An 18985-nucleotide genomic window follows, 5' to 3' on the forward strand; every position below is an offset into this window, starting at 1 on the left:
CGCCGATGACCGCCAAGGGGGAGACGACGACACCGGCGAGATCCGCCCGGCGGGCCGTCGCCGGCCGGCTGTCCTGGGGACTGGCCGACCAGGCGGCCTCCAGCGTGTCCAACTTCGTGGTGGGCGTCTACGTGGCCCGCTCACTGGGCGCGACCGCGTTCGGCGTGTTCACGCTGGCCTGGGTGACCTACGGCGTGGTCCTCAACGTCTCCCGCGGGCTGGCCACCGACCCGCTCATGGTCCGCTACAGCGGAGTGCCCGACGCCTCCTGGCGCGGGGCGACGGCCCGGTCGTCGGGTACGGCGCTCGGGGTCGGCACCGCCCTCGGCGCGGTGTGCTGTGCGGCCGGAGCGGTGGTGGGCGGCAGCCTGGGGGCCGCGCTCGCCTGTCTCGGGGTCGTCCTGCCGGGTCTGCTGCTCCAGGACGCCTGGCGGTTCGCGTTCTTCGCCGCCGGCACCGGGCGGAAGGCGTTCGTCAACGACGTCGTGTGGGGCGTCGCGCTCGTCCCGGCCCTGCTGGTCGCGGCCCGCGTGGGCACCGTGCCCGCCTTCGTGCTCGCCTGGGGCGGCTCCGCCGCCCTGGCCGCCCTGTACGGCTGCCTGCAGTCCGGGATCCGGCCCCGGCTGTCCGGCGCGCGCGAGTGGATCCGCGCGCACCGCGACCTGGGCTACCGCTATCTGGTCGAGAACGTCGGCAACAGCGGCGCGAGTCAGCTGCGGGCCTACGGGCTCGGCGCGATCGCCGGAGTCGGCGCGGTGGGCGAGATCCGCGGCGCCGAGTTGCTGCTCGGCCCGTTCCTCGCGCTGCTGATGGGGCTTTCGCTGGTCACCGTCGCGGAGGCGGCGCGGATACTGCGGCGGGCCCCGCGGCAGCTCGGCACATTCTGCCTCCTCCTCGGCGGCGGACAGGCCGCCGCCGCACTGCTCTGGGGCGGGGCCCTGCTGCTGGTGCCGGACCGGCTCGGCGAACTCGTGCTCGGCGGCGTCTGGAGCGGCGCCGCGGAGCTCATCGTGCCCGTCACGCTCGGCGTCGCGGGCGCGGGTCTCGGCACCGGCGCGGCGGCCGGGCTGCGCGCGCTCGGCGCGGCCCGGCGCAGCCTGCGCAGCCAGCTGATCGCCTCCGCCCTCTACGTCACCGGCGGGCTCGGCGGCGCGGTCGTGGCCGGTACGGCCGGGTCGGCCTGGGGCGTCGCCGCCGCGACCGCCTGCGGCTCGGCCGTGTGGTGGCTTCAGCTGCGGTCCGCCCTGCGCGAGCACCACCGGAACACCATCCCCGAAGTGAGGACACCGTGACCACCCATCCCCGGCTGAGCATCGGCCTGCCCGTGTACAACGGCGAGGAGTACCTGGCCGAGTCGTTCGACGCGCTGCTGGGCCAGACCTACGAGGACTTCGAACTGGTCGTCTCCGACAACGCCTCGACCGACGGCACCGAAGACATCTGCCGCCGGTACGCCGTGAAGGACTCACGGGTCCGGTACATCCGGCTGCCCCGGAACATCGGCGCCGCGCCGAACCACAACCACGTGTTCACCGAGTGCCGCGGCGAACTGTTCAAGTGGGCCTCGCACGACGACCTGTACGCCCGGGACCTGCTGCGGGCCTGTGTCGACGCACTGGACGAGCGTCCCGGCGTGATCCTCGCGCACAGCGGCCAGGCCGTCATCGACGGCGACGGCAAGGTGAAGGTCCCCTACGCGTACGGGCTCGCCACCGACTCCCCGCACGCGCCGGAGCGCTTCCGCAGTCTGCTGTTCGAGCCCGGCGGCGACGACTTCTACGGGGTGATGCGGGCGGACATGCTCCGCCGGGTGAAGCCGCACGACAGCTACCACCACGCGGACCGCGTGTTCGTCGCCGAGATCACCCTGCACGGCCCCTTCCACCAGGTGCCCGAGCTGCTGTACTTCCGCCGCGACCACCCCACCCGCGCCGAGCGGGCGAACCCCTCCAAGCGCTCCCGGTGCGTCAACCTGGACCCGCGCCGGGCCGGGCCGCTGCACCCGACCCCCCGGCTGCTCGCCGAGTACGTCTGGGGCTTCGCCGCGGCGATCCGGCGGGCGCCGCTGTCCCCGGCCGACCGGCGCGCGTGCTACCGCCATCTCGCCGCGTGGATGACCAGCAGGGCCCGGCCGGGCGCCGGCGAGCGGGTCGAGGACCGGGCCCCGGCCGACCCCGACCGGCTCACCGTCTCCGTCGACGCGCTGGTGGCGGGCCGCGAAGGGCGGCAGGCGTGACCGCGGTGCGCGTCGGGCTGTTCGGCCTGCTCGGCTCCGGCAATCTCGGCAACGACGGGTCACTGGAGGCCGTGCTCGGGTACCTCCGGCGCGCGCACCCGGAGGCGGTCGTGGACGCGCTGTGCGGCGGTCCCGAGACCGTCACGGCCCGGTACGGGATCCCCGCGACGCGACTGCACTGGTACCGCGGGGAGTACCGGACCGCGTCACGGGCGGCCGCGATCGCGGGCAAGGGGCTGGGCAAACTCGTCGACGCCGTCCGCACCGCCGCCTGGGTGCGCCGGCACGACGTGGTGATCGTGCCGGGCATGGGCGTCCTGGAGGCCACACTGCCGCTGCGCCCGTGGGGGTTCCCGTACTCCCTGTTCCTGCTCTGCGCGAGCGGCAGGCTGCTCCGCACCGAGGTCGCGCTGGTCGGAGTCGGCGCCGCCCCCATCGCCAGCCGGCCGACCCGGTTCCTGGTGCGCTGGTCGGCACGGCTGGCCGCCCACCGGTCGTACCGGGACACGCTGTCCCGTGACGCGATGCGGGCGATGGGCGTGGACACCGCACGCGACGAGGTCCACCCGGATCTCGCGTTCGCCCTGCCGGCACCGCCGGCCGGTGAGGGCCGGCGGCCCGGCCCGGTCTGCGTCGGCGTCATGGACTTCCACGGCGGTGACGACGACCGCGACCGGGCCGGGGAGATCCACCGGCGGTACCTCGACGGGACCATCCGGTTCGTCCGGGCGCTGGTCGGGGACGGCCGGCCGGTCCGGCTGCTGACCGGCGACGCGTGCGACACCGCGGTGGTCGAGGCGGTCCTCCACGCGGTGGACTCGCCCCTGCTCACCGCCGCCGAAGCCACCTCGCTGGCCGGCCTGATGCGGGAGACGGCGGCCGCCGACGCGGTGGTCGCGACCCGGTACCACAACCTGGTCTGCGCGCTGCGGACCGGCACTCCGACCCTCGCCCTCAGCTACGCGGCGAAGAGCGACGCGCTGATGGCCGGCATGGGTCTGGCGGCGTACCGCCACCCGGCCCGCGAGATCGACGCCGACCGGCTGCTGGAGCAGTTCCGGGAGCTGGAGAAGCGGTCGGCCGAGCTGCGGCAGACCCTGGCCGAGCGCAACCGCGACGCCGCCGCGCGACTCGACCGCCAGTTCAGCGCGTTGACGGCCACCCTGTTCCCGGCAACCGAACCCGCCCACACCGTACGGGAGACTCCTTGAAGGCGACCGAAGTCCCGGCCATCGCCGGTGCGTACCTGTTCGAGCCGACGCCGTACGCCGACGAACGCGGCTTCTTCTGCCGCACGTTCGACGCCGAGGTGGTCCGCTCGGTGGGTCTGGACCCGGACGCGTTCGTCCAGGACAGCCTGTCCCGTTCGGTCAGGGGCGTGCTGCGCGGCCTGCACCTGCGCTCCGGAGCGGGCGAGGCGAAACTGGTGCGCTGCTCGTCGGGAAGGATCTTCGACGTGGTCGTGGACCTGCGGCCGGACTCACCGACCTACCTGAGCCGGGCCACCTTCGAGCTGTCCGGCGAGACGCAGGCGACCCTCTACGTCCCGGCGGGCTGCGCGCACGGCTTCCAGGCGCTGACCGGCACCGCCGACACCTCCTACCGCATCGACCGCGAGCACGACCCGGCCGAGGACGTGACGATCGCCTTCGACGACCCCGAACTCGCCGTCCCCTGGCCGCTGCCGGTCACCTCGGTGTCCCGGCGGGACCGGGAGGCGCCGAGCCTGGCCGAGGTCCTGAAGCGGCTGGAGAAGTGAGGCCCGAGTGACCACCGAAGACTTCGCGCTGCCCCGCTCGCGGCAGGCCGGCGAGCGACTGCACACCCTGATCCCCGGCGGCGCGCACACCTATGCCAAGGGCGACGACCAGTACCCCGCCGGCCTGGCCCCGGTTATCAGCCACGGCAGCGGCGCGCACGTGTGGGACGTCGACGGCAACCGCTACCTCGAGTACGGTTCCGGCCTGCGGTCGGTCAGCCTCGGCCACGCCCACCCGCGGGTCCTCGAAGCGGTACGGCGCCAACTGGACCGCGGCAGCAACTTCGTCCGCCCGTCCGTCGTGGAGCTCGACGCGGCGGAACGCTTCCTGGCGACGGTGCCGACCGCCGAGATGGTGAAGTTCGCCAAGAACGGCTCCGACGCCACGACGGCCGCCGTACGCCTGGCCCGCGCCGCCACCGGCCGCACCCGGGTGGCCCTCTGCGCCGACCACCCGTTCTTCTCCGTCGACGACTGGTTCATCGGCACCACACCGATGTCGGCGGGGATTCCGGCATCGACCACCGGGTTGACCCTGTCGTTCCCGTACGGCGACCTGGCCGCCACGGAGGAGCTCCTCACCCGCCACCGTGACGAGGTCGCCTGCCTCATCCTCGAACCCGCCACCCACACCGAGCCGCCACCCGGATACCTCGCCGGCCTGCGCGAACTCGCCGACCGGCACGGTTGCGTCCTCGTCTTCGACGAGATGATCACCGGCTTCCGCTGGTCCGAGGCGGGCGCCCAGGGCCTGTACGGCGTCGTCCCCGACCTCTCCACCTTCGGCAAGGCGCTGGGCAACGGATTCGCCGTCTCGGCGCTGGCCGGGCGCCGCGAGCTGATGGAACGGGGCGGGCTGCGCCACTCCGGCGACCGGGTGTTCCTGCTGTCCACCACGCACGGCGCGGAGACGCACTCCCTGGCCGCCGCGATGGCCGTGCAGACCACCTACACCGAGGAGGGCGTCACCGCACGGCTGCACGCCCTCGGCGAGCGGCTGGCCGCCGGGGTCCGCGAGGCCGCGGCCGGCATGGGCGTCGCCGACCACCTCCTCGTCCGGGGCCGGGCCAGCAACCTGGTCTTCGCCACCCTCGACGAGCGGCGGCAGCCCTCGCAGGAGTACCGCACCCTGTTTCTGCGCCAACTCCTCACGGGCGGAGTACTCGCGCCCTCGTTCGTGGTGAGCGCCGCGCTCACCGACGCCGACATCGACCACACCGTCGAGGTGGTGGCCCAGGCGTGCGCGGTGTACCGCAAGGCCCTGGACCTGGGTGACCCGACGCCGTGGCTGGGCGGGCGGCCGGTGCGGCCGGTGTTCCGGAGCCGGGCGTGACGGTCCGTCAGCGACGCTCTCGCCGACCGGAGTCCTCCATCCGGTCGGCCGTCCGGTCGACCAGCCACGCGGTCGCCGGTATCACCGCCAGCGCGGTGCAGCAGCCGCCGATGGTGTCGGTCGGATAGTGAGCGCCCAGGGCGACCTGCGCCCACCCCATGGCGGCACCGGCGGCCAGTCCCGCACCGAACACGAGTGCGGCGCCGGCCGCCCTGCCGAGGCCGAACCGTCCGGCCGCGAGCAGCGCCGCCACGAGGGCGAACGCGGTGAGGAAGGCGGTGTGCCCGCTCGGGTAGGCCAGGTTGTCGTCGCCGTGGATGGTGCGCCCCACCAGCGGCTTGAGCAGCCGCGTCGTCCCCACCGTCAGTCCGGCACCGGCCACGACGAGCACCGCCGCGCGAGGAGTGCGAAGCAGCAGGCAAGCCGTCACGGCGGCCCCGACCAGTACCGCCGCTCCCACGGGCTCCCCCAGGAAGTCCGTGGCGAGAGCGACCCGCCGCCAGGCCGGCCCCGCACCGTCCACGGCCGCCCACACCCGCGCGTCCACGCCGCCGGGCCGGCTGTCACCGGTGTACAGCGCCCCGAGCACGACGACCACGAGCGCGGCGAGGACCGCGATCGGGGCGAGCCACGCGCGCAGGGGCGGGGGCAGCACCACGGGCCGCCCCACCCGGCCGGTCCTGTGCCCACCGCGGCCGAGCCGGGTCATCTCTTCCCACATCGCTCCATCATCGCCGCCGCACCCGGCGGACACCCCGTCCGGAGCGCGACGCCGCCGTCCCCCTTCTCCCACCACGCCACACGTCTCGGCAAGCCTGCCTCGCCAGGTCCCCGCGGAGATCGCCGAGGAGATCGCCGAGGACCGGCTCCTCCTCGATGCGTACCGCGTGTTCGGTGAGGGCGGCGGCCAGGGCCGGATTCCACGGCGCCGGGACGGTGGCGCCGGTCAGAGCCTGTGCCTCGCGCAACCCGGTCACGGCCGCCCGGGAGTCGACGGCTGCGGTACACGGTCCCCCGCAGCGTGCGGACCGTCAGACGGGCTGCGCGGAGGGAAGCGGGGCCGCGTCACGGGACGCGGCCGGCAGGTGCGGGTACTCGGCGGTCCGGTTCTGGAAGGAGAGGATCTTGGGGTTGACCACCACTCCGTCGCGGATCTCGACGGCGTTCCTGATCGTGGCGTCGCTGTCCCAGGACGCGGGGCCGCTCATGACCTTGCGCAGATAGGGCAGCAGCGCCTCGCTGATCTCCCAGGTGGCCGAGTTCCACAGATGTGACGGGCTGTGGTCCACCCCGTAGTAGTGGCAGCCGGGGCCCACCGTGAGCATCGGGTCCTCGAACGTGGTCGGCCGGGCCCAGGCGAAGCCCATGCCCTCGTCGCAGGAGACGTCGACGAAAAGGGTCCCGGGCCGGAACAGGGCGAGTTCCCCGGCGGTGACGAACATCAGAGGCGCGTCGGTGTCCTGCCGCACGCAGTTGACGATGATGTCGAACCCGGCCAGGTGTTCCGCCAGCGGTACGGGCCCCAGTCCGGTGATCACCTCCAGACGGGACGGATCGTCCGCCCGCTCCGCGAAGTGGCCCATCACGACGGACGGCATCGGAGAGGCCACCGCGGCGGCGGCCCGCTGGGTGAGCACCGTGACATCGGAGACCCCCATGGCACCCAGTCCGGTGACCGCCCCGCGTGCCGTGGCACCGAAGCTGATGACCACCGCACGCATCCGGCGGCCGTAGCTGCCGGTCACTCCCCCGAGCTGCAGGGCGTGCAGCACGGAGGAGTAGCCGGCGAGTTCGTTGTTCTTGTGGAAGACGTGGACGCTGAAGGCGCCCGTGGAGGTCCAGTGGTTCATGGCCTCCCAGGCGATGAGGGTGAGCCGCCGGTCGATACCGAGCTGGGTCATCCGCTCGTCCTGCACGCAGTGCGGCCAGCCCCACAGCACCTGGCCCTCGCGCAGTTCGGCTACGTCCTCGTGCACCGGCTTGGGCAGCAGCAGCACATCGCACTCGGCGAGGAGCTGCCCGCGGGAGCGCACTCCGCCCACCAGCGGACGCAGCGTGTCGTCCCCCACACCGAACCGCTCGCCGTAGCCCTCCTCGAGGAAGACCTTGGCGCGTACGTCGGGTGCGATCCGGTCGAGGTGATCGGGATGCAACGGCAGTCGGAACTCGTTCTCCTTGCGGGAGGAGGCGAGAACTCCGAGACTCAGCAGACTCATGTGCATCCTTCTGTTTCGTTGTCGTCGTACGCGGTACGGCGTGATGCGGCTGCCGGGAGCGCCCGGCCGGGAACGGTCTCGCCCCCGTGTCTGCGAACGCGCTCCCGACGGGAGTGGCGCGTCGCCCTGACCACCGACCGACCCGTATGCCGTGGGCACGTCTTTCCGTGGGAGGCACGCACCTGGCCCCCGGCACGGCGGAGGACCACCACGGCTTCGGCGCCGGGCGCCTCCCGGCAGTCGGTGCGCACGCCGGACGGTCCGGTCCTGTCCGGCGCGGCGGCCGGTTCGGGGCAGCCGCCGGGATGCCCGGAGAGCTTCGGAGAAGCCGGTACCGCCTGGCGCGGAAGAGGTGGCGGAGGTCGGCGGGACGGTGCGGGCCGGACGGCGTCGCCCGGCTCATTTCCGGCCGGTTCCTCGTACGTCGGCCCTTGCCGTTCTTCGGGTGCGACGCCGCGATGGATGACGGCATACGAGGTGCACCCGGTGACCCCACCGTACTCCCTTCCGGCACCAGGCCCCGACGGGCTGATCGGGCTCGCCCGGTCCACTGCTCCGCAGGGTCCGGGTGAACCTGCTCCTGTCGGCCGCGGGACGGGCCGCACCCGCCCCGCTCGGGCGGTCCCGGGCGTACGCCGAGGCCTTGCGTATCCTCCGGTGCCGCATGTGACGCCGGCGGGCCAGGATCCGGCGAAAGGTCGGGTCCGTGACCACCGTCCTTCCGGGCCCCCGCGCGTCTCCGGCGGAAAACAGGTCCTGCATCACGACGGGCAGGCGGTGTCGTCCCTCAGGCGCCGCCCGCTCTCCGAGCAGCGGTGTCCCATGGTGCGGAAGGCCGGCCGAGTGGCCTGGACGTGGGTCAAGCCCGTCACCCCGTGACCACTTTTCGGACAAACGGGGGCCGTCCGAGTGATCAGAGACAACCCGCAGGGCGTCCGGTCGCATCTCATGGTCCGAACACCGCGTCTCCGCACGTCAGTTGGGGGTGCGCTGTTCGTCCACGTCCATAAGACGCATGCGAAAGCCGGAAGCACGAGGACTGATGACCAGACTCAAACAGGTCCGCCCCAGCCGCCTGACCCGCCCCTCGATCGCCGTCGCCGCGGCCATCGCCGTGGCGGCGGGCGTCGTCGCCGCCGCCCCCGACGCGAAGTCCGAGGAGCCGGCGCCGGAGCTCAGCCTGATCGCCGCCTCCACCTCCGTCACGCTCGACTCGTGGAAGGAGGATCCCGGTGTCTACCTCGACCTGGGGACGTACCTCACCTCCGAGAACGGTGCCTTCGAGCTCAAGGTGACCCGCAAGTCCTACAAGGACCCGGTGGTCGCCCGGCAGATCCTCCGCAACGGGAAGAAGACCCGGACCAGGACACTCCCCGCCGGGACCGTGGACGACTTCGCCGGACTGCCGGACTTCACGCAGATCACCCTCACCGACGCGGCCGGTTCGACGGTGGTGGAGAAGAGCGAGGCGTTCTGCCCCAACAACGCCTCGGGCCGGGTCCGGCCGGACGCCCCGGCCAACTCGAAGTATCCGGAGAGCTGTCCGACGAACCCCTTCACCCTCGGCTCGGTATGGGGCGTCGAGAACGGCTGGGCGGCCAACACCTACGCGGGCTTCTACACCGAGCCGGTCGAGCTGGACGCCGGCACCTACACCGCCGAGATCAACGTGGCCGAGAAGTACCGCGACCTCTTCGGCATCGCCGACAAGCCGCAGACCGTCAAGGTGATCGTCCGCGAGCGCAGCTGGGACGACGAGGAGAGCGCCGGCGCCCGCGGTTCGGCGAAGACCACCGCCTCCGGGCACAGCGCCCACGCGGAGCACAGCGCCCACGCGCAGCACGGAGCGGCCGCGGACACCCCGGCCCCCGGCGCCGCGACGAGCGGTGCCGGCCCCTCGTACAACGCCGGCCACGGGCCCTACCCGTCGGCTCCGCCCGCCCTGCCGTGGGCGCTGAAGAAGAAGTCCCTGGAGCGGCGGGCCTTCACCGCCGCCGGCATCGGTGACGGCACCGGGCAGACCGACGGTTCGCGGCAGGCGCCGGGCGCCCTGCCCAACGCCAGGCGGCCCGCCGGCAAGGCGTCCGTGCCCGACGTGCCCAAGCCCGACCTGCGCTCGCTGCCCGCCTTCGGCATCACCGTCAGCGACGGCTACGAGGAGGTGCCCGGCAAGGACTACCTCGCCTTCAGCGCCAACGTGTGGAACGCGGGCCCGGCCAGGCTCGTCGTGGACGGCTTCCGCTCCCCGGGCAAGGAGGTGATGGACGCCTACCAGTACTTCTACGACACGGACGGCAAGCAGGTCGGATACACCCCGACGGGCGGCATGGAGTGGGACCCGCGTCCCGGCCACGAGCACTGGCACTTCCTGGACTTCGCGAGCTACCGGCTGCTGACGGCCGACCAGAAGGAGACGGTGCGCAGCGGCAAGGAGGCGTTCTGCCTGGCCAACACCGACGCCGTCGACTACACGGTGAAGAACGCCGACTGGCATCCGGGCAACACGGACCTGTCCACCGCGTGCGGCTCCGAGAACTCCATCTCCGTGCGCGAGGTGCTCGACGTCGGTTCCGGTGACACCTACACCCAGGACCTGCCCGGTCAGTCCTTCGACATCACGGACCTGCCGAACGGCACGTACTACATCCAGGTCCTGGCCAACCCGGAGAACCGGCTCGAGGAGACCGACCACTCCAACAACAGCGCGCTGCGGGAGGTCGTCCTGGGCGGCAAGAAGGGCGCCCGTACGGTGACGGTCCCGCCGCACCACCTGGTGGACGCCAACTGACCCGTCCGTGACGGCCGCGGCGGCTCAGGCCGGCGCCCCGTCGAGGAGCCCCGGCCGTCACTCGGGCCGGGGCTCCTGCCGGAGGTTCGGCCGGCGCCCGCCGCCCGTCACATCGAGGCACCGGCCCGAACCGGTACCGCGCAGGGCGCCGGTGTCGGCCGCCTGAGCCGGAGAGCGACGTCAACCCTTCTCGCGTCGTTCGCGCACGCCACCGGGCCATCCGCTCCTCCGCTGCGCGGAACGGCGCGGGTCGGACCTGGAACGGCCGCCCCGACAGCCGACGGGCCCGGGACCGTCGGTGCCCGTGGAGGCCCTCCCGGGTGGCGCACTCACCGACAGCGCGTACGGTGCGGGGGCGATCAGGTGCCGGTCAGGATCTGCGGGGCCAGATTCTTGATCATGGTGTTGGTCCAGCGCATCTGCCGCAGGGTCTGGGGATGGCACGCGGAGGCCAGGCCGAGCAGCCCTTCGTCCTCGGTGGCCTGCGCGGCCTGGGCGAGCATCTCCCAGTGCAGGGAGTTCTCCGCGGCGGCGAGGTGCAGCTCTCGCAGGTCGCGCAGGAGCAGCAGCCCTGGTTCGGGCCGGTGGGCCACCGCTTCGGACGCCTTCGCCGTGAGCGTGGACAACAGATGCGGGACAGGGGTGCGGGAGGGCGAGCCGAGGTCCAGGCCGTAGCGGTCGGCGGTGCCGGCCAGGCGCTGGACATGGGCGCGGGACCAGCCCGCGAGGTCCAGGGCGACGTAGTGGACCTCGTGCTCGGTGCGGTGGCGCCCTGCCACCGAGGTCAGGCGCCCGGCCAGGTGCTTCTCACCGTGGTGCAGAACCCGCAGGGTGAGGGTGATGCCGTTCACCGGCTCTCCTTTCGGGGCCTGTCCCACGCGGGGTCGGCCGACTGGGTGACGAGCGCGGACCGGCCTCCGGTCGTGGCGGGTACGGCCGCGGCTCCGGAGGCCGGCGCGGTGGCGGACGCGGGGGCGGACGCGGTGGTCGTCGGGGCGGGGGCGGTGGTGCCGTGGCCGCGTTCCACCAGGCGCAGGGCGGCCGCGGCGGTCTTGAACAGCGGTTGCTTGGAGGCCGGATCCCAGTCGGTGACGGTCGTCTCGTTGGCGGCCCGCCCGGGGGTGTCCCCCTCGGGCGCGTGCCCGGCTTCGGTGTCCCAGTAGCCGTAGTGGAAGGGGACGAAGAGCAGTCCCGGACGGATGTCGGTGATGCGCAGCCGTCCGCGCAGGGCGCCGCGGGGGGTGCTCACCTCCACCACATCGCCTTCGGCCAGTCCGTGTGCGGATGCGTCGGCGGCCGCCGCCTCCACCCAGACGTCGGGGGCCGCCGCGTTCAGCTGGGGTGACCGGCCGGTCTTGGTGCGGGTGTGGAAGTGGTACAGGGTCCGGCCGGTGGTCAGCTGGAACGGGTACCGCCGGTCGGGCAGTTCGTGCGGGGGCAGGTAGTCGGCCGCCTTGAGCACCGCCTTGCCGTCGGGGTTGAGGGAGCGGTACTCCACGACCTCCTGGGCCGCTCCGGTCACCAGGTCCTTGCCGTAGGACTCGCACACGTCGGGGTGCGCCCAGGAGATGCCGTCGGTGTACAGGCGTTCGGTTCCGTCCGGGGTCTGCTCGTTGCACGGCCACTGGATGCCGCTGCCGGCACGCAGTTTCGCGTAGGTGAGGCCGGTGTAGTCGCAGGGGCGGCCCGCGCTGCACCGCTTCCACGCCTCGAAGGCCGACTCGGCATCGTGCCAGGTGATCAGCGGCCCGCCGTCCTTGTCCCGGAAGTCCATCCGGGCGGCGTAGTCGAGGAAGATGTCCAGGTCCGGCCTGGCCTCACCGGGCGGCTCGACGGCCTTGTCGGACAGGTGCACCGTGCGGTCGGCGTTGGTGAAGGTGCCGGTCTTCTCGCCCCAGGTGGCCGCCGGAAGCACCACGTCGGCCAGTTGGGCGGTCTCCGTCAGGAACAGGTCCTGTGCGACCACGAAGAGACGGTCCTGCCCCAGGACGGAGCGGATGCGGGCCAGTTCGGGCAGGGACACCGCCGGGTTGGTGCCGCTGATCCAGAGCATGCGGATCGAGCCCTGCTCGGCGTAGCGGAACATCTGCATCGCGTGGGTGGGGGGCGCGTAGTGCGGGATGGTCTTCGGGTCGACGTTCCAGACGCGGGCCAGGTCGGCGACGTGGCTGTCGTTCTGCCAGTTGCGGAAGCCGGGCAGGTCGCCGTTGGCGCCGCACTCGCGGGTGTTCTGCGCGGTGGGCTGGCCGTTCATCTGCAGGACGCCGGCTCCGGGGCGGCCGAGCATCCCGCGGACCAGGTGCAGGTTGTTGATCTGGACGGCGGCCGCGGTGGCCTGGTGGGACTGGTAGACGCCCTGCAGTGCCGTGGACAGCAGTCTGTCCGCCGTCCCGAGGAGTTCGGCGGCTTCACCGATCCGCGCGGCGGGGACGTCGCAGATCCCGGCGGCCCATGCCGGGGTGCACTTCTCCACCCGGGCGGCCAGTTCCTCGAAGCCGACCGTGTGCGCCGCGACGAAGTCGTGGTCCACACGGCCGGTGCGGATGATCTCGTGCAGGAGGGCGTTGAGGAGGGCGACGTTCGTACCGAGGCGCGGGGCGAGGTGCACGGCCGCCCTGCGGGCCGCCCGGGTGGGCCGCGGGTCGACGCACAGCAGCCGGGGCGGGTCGCCGCCGGCCAGCCGGTCCAGGACGCGCATCCACTGCACCGGCTGGGTCTCGGCGATGTTGTGCCCGAACAGCGCGATGACGTCGGCGTGGTCGATGTCGTCGTAGCAGCCCGGCTGTCCGTCGCAGCCGAAGGTCTCCTTCAGCGCCTCGGCGGCGGTGGAGGTGCACAGCCGGGTGTTGCCGTCCAGATGGTTGGTGCCGATCCCGCCCCGGGCCGCCACCGCGAGCGTGTAGTACTCCTCCAGGAAGAGCTGCCCACTGGTGTAGAAGCCGATCGATCCCGGGCCGCGCTCGTCCAGCAGCTCCCTCGATCGGGCGACGATCCTGCCCATCGCGGTGTCCCAGTCGCACTCCACCAGACGGCCCTCGCGCCGGACGAGCGGCCTGGTCAGGCGGTCGGGTGAGGCGTTGGCCTGCCAGCCGAAGAGGTCCTTCGGACCGAGACGGCCGTGGTTGACGCGGTCCTCGGCCCGGCCGCGGACTCCGGCCAGGCGCCCGTCCACGACGGCGACGTCCATGGCGTCCCCGTCGGAGTGGAGGATCGACGCGGTCTGCACCCACCGCTGCACCTGGTCCGGGGCGAGGCCCTCCTCCAGGTAGGTGTCGACGCGCGCGGGCCACGGATCGTGCCGCCCGTACGGCGTACGCGCCCCCCAGGGCTGCGCGATCCGGTCCACCGATGGTTCCACGCCTGCCTCCCAGCACCTGCCGCTGCGTTCCCGGGTTCCCGCGTGTGCCGCGCGACCCGGTACCCCTTGCCCGTGGTGTCCGGCACCGTGCCCCGAGCCGAAGGGGCACACGCGACAGCGAGCCCGCCCCGGCGGACGGCCGCGCGTACGCGGTCCGCCGGAGGTCGGCTCGCTCGCCGACGGCCGGCCCGGGTTCAGCTCTCGTCGCGCATGTCGTCCGGGCTGAGCCCGGCCTCGTCCATCGCCTCCCGCATGGTGCGTCCGGTCGCACCGTCGCGCTGTCCGGCGTCGTCCTTCTCGTCCGGCGTCCCGATGACGTCGTCGGTGGACGTCGTCTTCGGCCTGCTCTCCTCGGGAACCGTCACGGCTCCTCCTCGTTCTTCGTCCTGCGGGGTCCTGCGAACGCCTGCGCGGCGGGCTCAGTCCGGGTGGTCCGGCTGCTGATCGGGCGGCGTGCCGCCACCCTCACCACCGCCCTTGTCGCCGCGGTCCGTGCCGTGCGCCCTGCCCCCGCTCCCGGTCTTCTCCGATGCCTTGAGCTCTCGGCTGTCCTGCGGGGTGCCCGCGCCCTTGCCGCTGCGCCGCACCTCCGGCTGCTGTGGATTCGGCATCGCGCTCCGTCCTTCTGCTCGTCGGATGTCGGCGGCCTACTTGATCGACGCCGCACAGCGAGGCGGGTAACCAGGTGGGTCCGTGGCAAACACCGCAGCAGCCGGACCGCGGACCGGGGCGGGCCGCGACGGCGTCGCCGGCCGCCGGATCACCGGCAGCCGCCACTCCCGCCATCCCGCCCGCGTTCCGCACCCTTCCGGCGCAGCCGTGATGGCGGAGGGGCCGGAGTCGGGCGAGGGTGGGGCAGTGCTCGACGTTTCCGTCGGTGTCCCCCCGGTTCGCTTTGTGAAGGAGCACCATCATGTCCGAACGCAACACCCTCATCCGCAGCCTGCACGACGTGGGTCTGGCTGCCTGGTTCGGCGGCTCGCTGATGGGCGCGGTCGGCCTCAATGGCGCGGCTCAGGACGCAGGCGGACATGGGGCGACCGTCGACCGGATCTCTGCGGCGGGATGGGCGAAGTGGGTACCGGTCAACGCCGCCGCCATCGGCGCGCATCTGTTCGGTGGCGGCGGACTGCTCGCTGTGAACGCCCACCGCGTCGCCACCCAGCAGGGAGTGGCCGCCTCCACCACGGCCAAGACCGTCGTCACCGCCGCGGCTCTGGCCGCCACTGCCTACGCCCGCGTCCTGGGCAAGAAGGTCGAGCTGGCCTCGTCGGCCGATCCCGGCGACGCCGAGAACGCTCAGAAGCATCCCGTCGACCTCGACAAGGCGCGGCGGCAGCTGACCTTCGCACAGTGGGCGGTGCCGGCGCTGACCGGATGTCTGGTGGTGCTCAACGCTCTGCACGGCGAGCAGCAGCGTCCCGTGGAGCAGGTTCCCGGCATGTGGGAGCGGGCCCGTTCCGCGACCCCCTTCATGTCGTAGGGCTCTGCTCCCGAGGGGCGGGGTGCGTCGCCCGCGCGCACGGTGCTGTGCGGTCCTCGACGGCTCCGGGTTCCCTCCGAGGGCGGCGCCCCGGGCCCTGCCCGCGGGGGGACGCAGCAGTCACGCCGGGCCCGGGGCTCGTCATCGGGAGCGCCGGATACCCCACCCCCCTCACGGGTGTCCTGCGTCAGGCCGGCATCGAAGCGCTCGCCATCGGCGCGCGCTGAGACATGAGACGGCGCGCAGGGTGGGCTGTCCGGAATCCACCTTCTCCGCGAGAGGTCCCCCTGCCGTCCCCCGCGTCGGCGACCACACCGCCGACACCCCGCGTGCGGGGCGCGGAGGGCCCCCTCCCGGCTGACCCGGCCCCGGCAGCCCGGCCGTGCAGGCTTCGGCTCAGCCGCCGGAACGGCTACTCGGGAGTCTTGCCGGTTCCGGGGCCTGCGTCGGCTTCTCCGCTGCCGGGTTCCGCCAGCCGCCGGTGGGCCGCCGCCTTGACCCCGTCGGGCAGCACCTTCCCCGCCAGCCCCTGCGCCTTCGTCTTCAGCGACCCGGCCACGGTCTTCGTCTCGCCCTTCACGATCGCCTCGAACGCCTGCTCGGCCACCTTCGCGGGATCGTCCTTCTTCGTGGTGCCGATCCTGGTGTCGTCCGCCATGCCCGCCCGGCGGAAGAATTCCGTGTCCGTGGGGCCCGGCATGAACGACGTGACCGTCACCCCGGTGTCCTTCACCTCTTCCGCCAACGCCTGGGCGAAGGACTGCACGAACGCCTTGGAGGCGTTGTACACCGGCTGGAAGGCACCGGGCATCATCGACGCGACGGACGAGGTGAACGCGATCCGGCCCGCACCGCGCATCACCATGGCCCGCAACAGCGGCTTGGCCAGCCGCACGGTCGCGGTGACGTCGAGGTCGATGACCTCCTGATCATCGGCGAGGTCGGTGTCCACGAACGCGCCCCCCTGACCCACTCCCGCGTTGAGGACGGCGATGTCGACCGTCAGCCCCTCGAGCGCGTCCAGCAGCCGGTAACGCCCCTCGGCGACGCGGAGATCGGCACGCACCGCGCGGACCTCCGCGCCCGTCTCCCGAAGGGTCCGCGCGGCCGACTCCAGCCGTTCGTCCTCGGCGTTCAGGACGAGGTCGTAGCCGTGCAGGCCGAACTGCCGGGCCAGCTCGTATCCGATCCCACTGGACGCGCCGGTGATCAGGGCAAGGGGGCGAGTGTCAGTCATACCGTGCGGGTAACCGACGTGGACGGCACCAAGCACCCCGGTGAGCAGGAGGGAGTCCATCGGCTCCCACCACGACCGGGCACGCTGCCGCCACCCGGCCCCCAGCGGCCCCGGCGAATGGCGAGCCGAGCTCGGGGCACACGCATGCGCGTGCGCCCCTGAGAAGTGGCGGCGAAAGGGGTCATCCGATGCTCATGGCACACCCGGCCGCGTCCGCACCCGCCGCGCGGCATCGGCTCCGCACGCACCGCCGCGCCCCACCGCCCGAACGATGCCCGTCCGGCGGGCGACTCGCCGCTCACCGCCCGACCTACGACGAAGGGAGCCTCGTGGCGGCTCCGACACCCTGGGCAGGGCACTCCCGGAACCGGTCGAAGGACCGGCCCGGCGCCGACCCGTCACTCACGGTCCCTCCCGCCGCACCGCTGACCAGCCGGGATTCCGCCCGGGTGCCGGCCACTGTCCCGGCGGACGGTGACCGGCGCACCCGTTCGCGAGTGCCACGCCCCGCGGTGCCGTCCTCCTGGTCGGAGACCGCGACGAAACGGTCCGCGGCAGGCCGGTGTGCGCTCGGTCCGCGCCCTGGCGCGGGGCAGCGACCGTGAGCGCCGACGCGCTGGGACGGGCGCTGAGCAGACTGCTGGAGGACAGCCACACAGCGGCGTTCGAACAAGTCCCCGGTCTGCTCGAGTCAGCCGCTCGGAGCGCGGGTGTCGGCGGAGCGCGGCTGTTCGTGGCGGACATGCAGGAGGACGTGCTGCGGGAGGTCACCGGAATCGGGCCGGACGCCGGCCGCGGTGGCGGACAGGAGGTGCGGATCGAGGGCACGCTGCCCGGCCGCACCTACCAGATGCTCCAGGTCACCACCGCACCCGCGGACGGCGCATGCTGGGCACCTGTGCTCGACGGCACCGAACGCCTGGGCGTGCTGCGCGTCGACCCTGTTCCCGGCACGATCACCCCTCCCGACATCGGTGTCGTGCGGGCGCTGGCCTCGATGGCCGGGTTGCTGCTGATCTCCAAGCGGAGCCACAGCGACACCCACGCCCGCCTCACCCGCACCCGGCCCATGAGCGTGGCGGCGGAGATGCAGTGGACGCTGATGCCGCCCCGTACCTTCGCCAACGACCGCCTCACGGTGAGCGCGGTGATGGAGCCCGCCTACCAGGTGGGCGGCGATGCCTTCGACTACGCCGTCGCGGGCGAGGTCGCACACCTCGCGGTCTTCGACGCCATGGGCCACGACACGGCCGCCGGCCTGACCGCCTCGCTGGCCATGGCCACCTGCCGCAGCCACCGCCGCTCGGGCAGCTCTCTCGCCGCCACCAGCCATGCCATCGAGGAGACCCTGGTGCGGCAGTTCGACCACAGCCGCTACGCCACCGGCATCCTCGCCGACCTCGACCTGGCCACCGGACGGCTCAGCTGGGTCAACCGCGGGCATCTGCTGCCGGTGGTCATCCGCGCCAGACGCTGGGTGAGCACTCTGCGCTGTTCACCGGCCGGTCCCATGGGTGCCGGGTTCGGCCTGCCCACCCACGTGTGCGTGGACCAACTGGAGCCCGGGGACCGGCTGCTGCTGTTCACCGACGGCATCACCGAAGCCCGTGACGCGAACGGTGAGCTGTTCGGCGTGGAGCGTTTCACCGACTTCCTCATCCGCCATCACGCCGACGGCCTGCCCGTCGCTGAAACCCTGCGCCGCCTCGTCCGCGCCGTCCTCGACCACCACGACGGCCGGCTGGACGACGACGCCACCGTCCTGTCCTGTGAATGGCACGGGAGGCCGCGGACGGAACACTGACGCTCCACGGCGTACCACCGACGCGGCAGCCGGCCCGGCCGCGAACCTGGCCGGGAACGGTGTGGCCGCTGTCGTGCAGGACGCTCCGGGGTGCGAGCCGTGCGACACACCCGGTGCGAGCCGTGCGACAACCCGCTCACGGTCCCGGGCCGACGGCCGGGCGTACCGCGCGAGGGCGGTGTTTTGCCCGTACCCGCGCGGTTACCCCTGAGGAGTCGTACTCCGCGCGCTTCCCCACGGGGTCCGCACGCGCCGGGGTCAGTGGTTCGTCGACGGGATCGGAACGGAGCTCGCATGGCCAGCACCAAGGTGTCCGACTACATCCTCCAGCGGCTGCGCGAGTGGGATGTCGACCACGTCTTCGCGTATGCGGGTGACGGCATCAACGGTCTGCTGGCGGCGTGGGGGCGGGCGGACAACAAGCCGAAGTTCGTCCAGGCCCGGCACGAGGAGATGTCCGCGTTCCAGGCCGTCGGCTACGCGAAGTTCTCCGGCAAGGTCGGGGTGTGCGCGGCCACCTCCGGCCCCGGCGCCATCCACCTGCTGAACGGACTCTACGACGCCAAACTGGACCACGTCCCCGTCGTGGCGCTGATCGGGCAGACCGACCGCAGCGCCATGGGCGGCTCCTACCAGCAGGAAGTGGACCTCGCGAGTCTCTACAAGGACGTCGCCTCGGACTTCTGCGAGACGGCCATGGTCCCCGAACAGCTGCCGAACCTGATCGACCGTGCCTTCCGCACCGCGTACGCCAAGCGCACCGTGACCGCG

Annotated in this window: 17 protein-coding genes; 9 read left to right on the forward strand and 8 right to left on the reverse strand. The window is 72.9% G+C overall.

Features of this window, described 5'->3' with window-relative positions; all coding sequences use genetic code 11:
- Positions 1-5: 5 nt before the first annotated feature.
- From HTV45_RS23860 to HTV45_RS23880, 5 genes are read left to right on the forward strand one after another with little or no spacing between them, the layout of a single operon-like run.
- Positions 6-1292, forward strand: coding sequence for a hypothetical protein (locus tag HTV45_RS23860; RefSeq protein ID WP_215207903.1), 1287 nt, complete (start codon positions 6-8; stop codon positions 1290-1292).
- Positions 1289-2236, forward strand: coding sequence for a glycosyltransferase family 2 protein (locus HTV45_RS23865; RefSeq protein WP_215207904.1), 948 nt, complete (start codon positions 1289-1291; stop codon positions 2234-2236). The genes HTV45_RS23860 and HTV45_RS23865 overlap by 4 nt, the downstream gene beginning before the upstream one ends.
- Complete coding sequence (locus tag HTV45_RS23870; protein WP_215207905.1) at positions 2233-3447, forward strand: polysaccharide pyruvyl transferase family protein; 1215 nt, start codon at positions 2233-2235, stop codon at positions 3445-3447. The genes HTV45_RS23865 and HTV45_RS23870 overlap by 4 nt, the downstream gene beginning before the upstream one ends.
- A complete protein-coding gene (locus HTV45_RS23875) occupies positions 3444-3995 on the forward strand; it encodes a dTDP-4-dehydrorhamnose 3,5-epimerase family protein (RefSeq protein ID WP_215207906.1) in 552 nt (183 codons plus the stop codon). Before HTV45_RS23870 ends, HTV45_RS23875 begins: the two co-directional genes overlap by 4 nt.
- Positions 3996-4002: 7 nt before the next feature.
- Entirely contained in the window at positions 4003-5328 is a 1326-nt protein-coding gene (locus tag HTV45_RS23880; protein WP_215207907.1) for a glutamate-1-semialdehyde 2,1-aminomutase, read from the forward strand.
- A gap of 7 nt (positions 5329-5335) precedes the next feature.
- Here the strand turns inward: HTV45_RS23880 and HTV45_RS23885 are convergent, their stop codons facing one another.
- From HTV45_RS23885 to HTV45_RS23895, 3 genes are read right to left on the reverse strand one after another with little or no spacing between them, the layout of a single operon-like run.
- Positions 5336-6049 (reverse strand): phosphatase PAP2 family protein, encoded by a 714-nt coding sequence (locus HTV45_RS23885; protein WP_215207908.1) that lies wholly within the window; start codon positions 6047-6049, stop codon positions 5336-5338.
- A gap of 7 nt (positions 6050-6056) precedes the next feature.
- Complete coding sequence (locus HTV45_RS23890; protein WP_215207909.1) at positions 6057-6305, reverse strand: DUF2399 domain-containing protein; 249 nt, start codon at positions 6303-6305, stop codon at positions 6057-6059.
- A gap of 54 nt (positions 6306-6359) precedes the next feature.
- Positions 6360-7544: a N(5)-(carboxyethyl)ornithine synthase gene (locus HTV45_RS23895; RefSeq protein WP_215207910.1), complete on the reverse strand. Its 1185-nt coding sequence runs from the start codon at positions 7542-7544 to the stop codon at positions 6360-6362.
- A gap of 1042 nt (positions 7545-8586) precedes the next feature.
- Here HTV45_RS23895 and HTV45_RS23900 point away from each other — a divergent pair.
- Entirely contained in the window at positions 8587-10332 is a 1746-nt protein-coding gene (locus HTV45_RS23900) for a lysyl oxidase family protein (protein ID WP_215207911.1), read from the forward strand.
- Between the two features lie 359 nt (positions 10333-10691).
- Here HTV45_RS23900 and HTV45_RS23905 read toward each other — a convergent pair whose 3' ends face one another.
- The 4 genes from HTV45_RS23905 to HTV45_RS23920 all read right to left on the reverse strand — a co-directional run bounded on the left by HTV45_RS23905 (position 10692) and on the right by HTV45_RS23920 (position 14301).
- Positions 10692-11183, reverse strand: a complete 492-nt coding sequence (locus HTV45_RS23905) for a hypothetical protein (RefSeq protein WP_215207912.1) — start codon at positions 11181-11183, stop codon at positions 10692-10694.
- The gene (locus tag HTV45_RS23910; RefSeq protein WP_215207913.1) at positions 11180-13690 is read right to left on the reverse strand and encodes a molybdopterin oxidoreductase family protein; all 2511 of its coding nucleotides are present in this window, start codon (positions 13688-13690) and stop codon (positions 11180-11182) included. The genes HTV45_RS23905 and HTV45_RS23910 overlap by 4 nt, the downstream gene beginning before the upstream one ends.
- 194 nt (positions 13691-13884) lie before the next feature.
- A complete protein-coding gene (locus tag HTV45_RS23915; RefSeq protein ID WP_215207914.1) occupies positions 13885-14055 on the reverse strand; it encodes a hypothetical protein in 171 nt (56 codons plus the stop codon).
- Between the two features lie 54 nt (positions 14056-14109).
- Positions 14110-14301 carry a hypothetical protein gene (locus tag HTV45_RS23920; protein ID WP_215207915.1) on the reverse strand — a complete coding sequence of 64 codons (192 nt, stop codon included), beginning with the start codon at positions 14299-14301 and terminating at the stop codon, positions 14110-14112.
- A 302-nt stretch (positions 14302-14603) separates the two neighbouring features.
- Between HTV45_RS23920 and HTV45_RS23925 the strand changes: the two genes are divergently transcribed.
- Entirely contained in the window at positions 14604-15173 is a 570-nt protein-coding gene (locus HTV45_RS23925) for a hypothetical protein (protein WP_215207916.1), read from the forward strand.
- A gap of 412 nt (positions 15174-15585) precedes the next feature.
- On the opposite strand, the gene HTV45_RS23930 is transcribed toward HTV45_RS23925, so the two are convergent.
- The gene (locus HTV45_RS23930; protein WP_215207917.1) at positions 15586-16410 is read right to left on the reverse strand and encodes an SDR family oxidoreductase; all 825 of its coding nucleotides are present in this window, start codon (positions 16408-16410) and stop codon (positions 15586-15588) included.
- A 601-nt stretch (positions 16411-17011) separates the two neighbouring features.
- Between HTV45_RS23930 and HTV45_RS23935 the strand changes: the two genes are divergently transcribed.
- Positions 17012-18214, forward strand: a complete 1203-nt coding sequence (locus tag HTV45_RS23935; RefSeq protein WP_308309742.1) for a PP2C family protein-serine/threonine phosphatase — start codon at positions 17012-17014, stop codon at positions 18212-18214.
- A 294-nt stretch (positions 18215-18508) separates the two neighbouring features.
- The coding region (locus tag HTV45_RS23940) for a thiamine pyrophosphate-binding protein (protein ID WP_251692616.1) at positions 18509-18985 on the forward strand (477 nt) is incomplete at its 3' end.

Origin of the sequence: Streptomyces sp. CHD11 (assembly GCF_018638295.1) — a bacterium.
Taxonomy (GTDB): Bacteria; Actinomycetota; Actinomycetes; order Streptomycetales; family Streptomycetaceae; genus Streptomyces.

Coding starts and splice junctions, on each gene's coding strand:
- HTV45_RS23900 (WP_215207911.1), top strand. CDS start 8,587: ATGACCAGACTCAAACAGGTCCGCCCCAGCCGCCTGACCCGCCCCTCG.
- HTV45_RS23895 (WP_215207910.1), bottom strand. CDS start 7,544: ATGAGTCTGCTGAGTCTCGGAGTTCTCGCCTCCTCCCGCAAGGAGAAC.
- HTV45_RS23920 (WP_215207915.1), bottom strand. CDS start 14,301: ATGCCGAATCCACAGCAGCCGGAGGTGCGGCGCAGCGGCAAGGGCGCG.
- HTV45_RS23885 (WP_215207908.1), bottom strand. CDS start 6,049: ATGTGGGAAGAGATGACCCGGCTCGGCCGCGGTGGGCACAGGACCGGC.
- HTV45_RS23925 (WP_215207916.1), top strand. CDS start 14,604: ATGTCCGAACGCAACACCCTCATCCGCAGCCTGCACGACGTGGGTCTG.
- HTV45_RS23930 (WP_215207917.1), bottom strand. CDS start 16,410: ATGACTGACACTCGCCCCCTTGCCCTGATCACCGGCGCGTCCAGTGGG.
- HTV45_RS23860 (WP_215207903.1), top strand. CDS start 6: ATGACCGCCAAGGGGGAGACGACGACACCGGCGAGATCCGCCCGGCGG.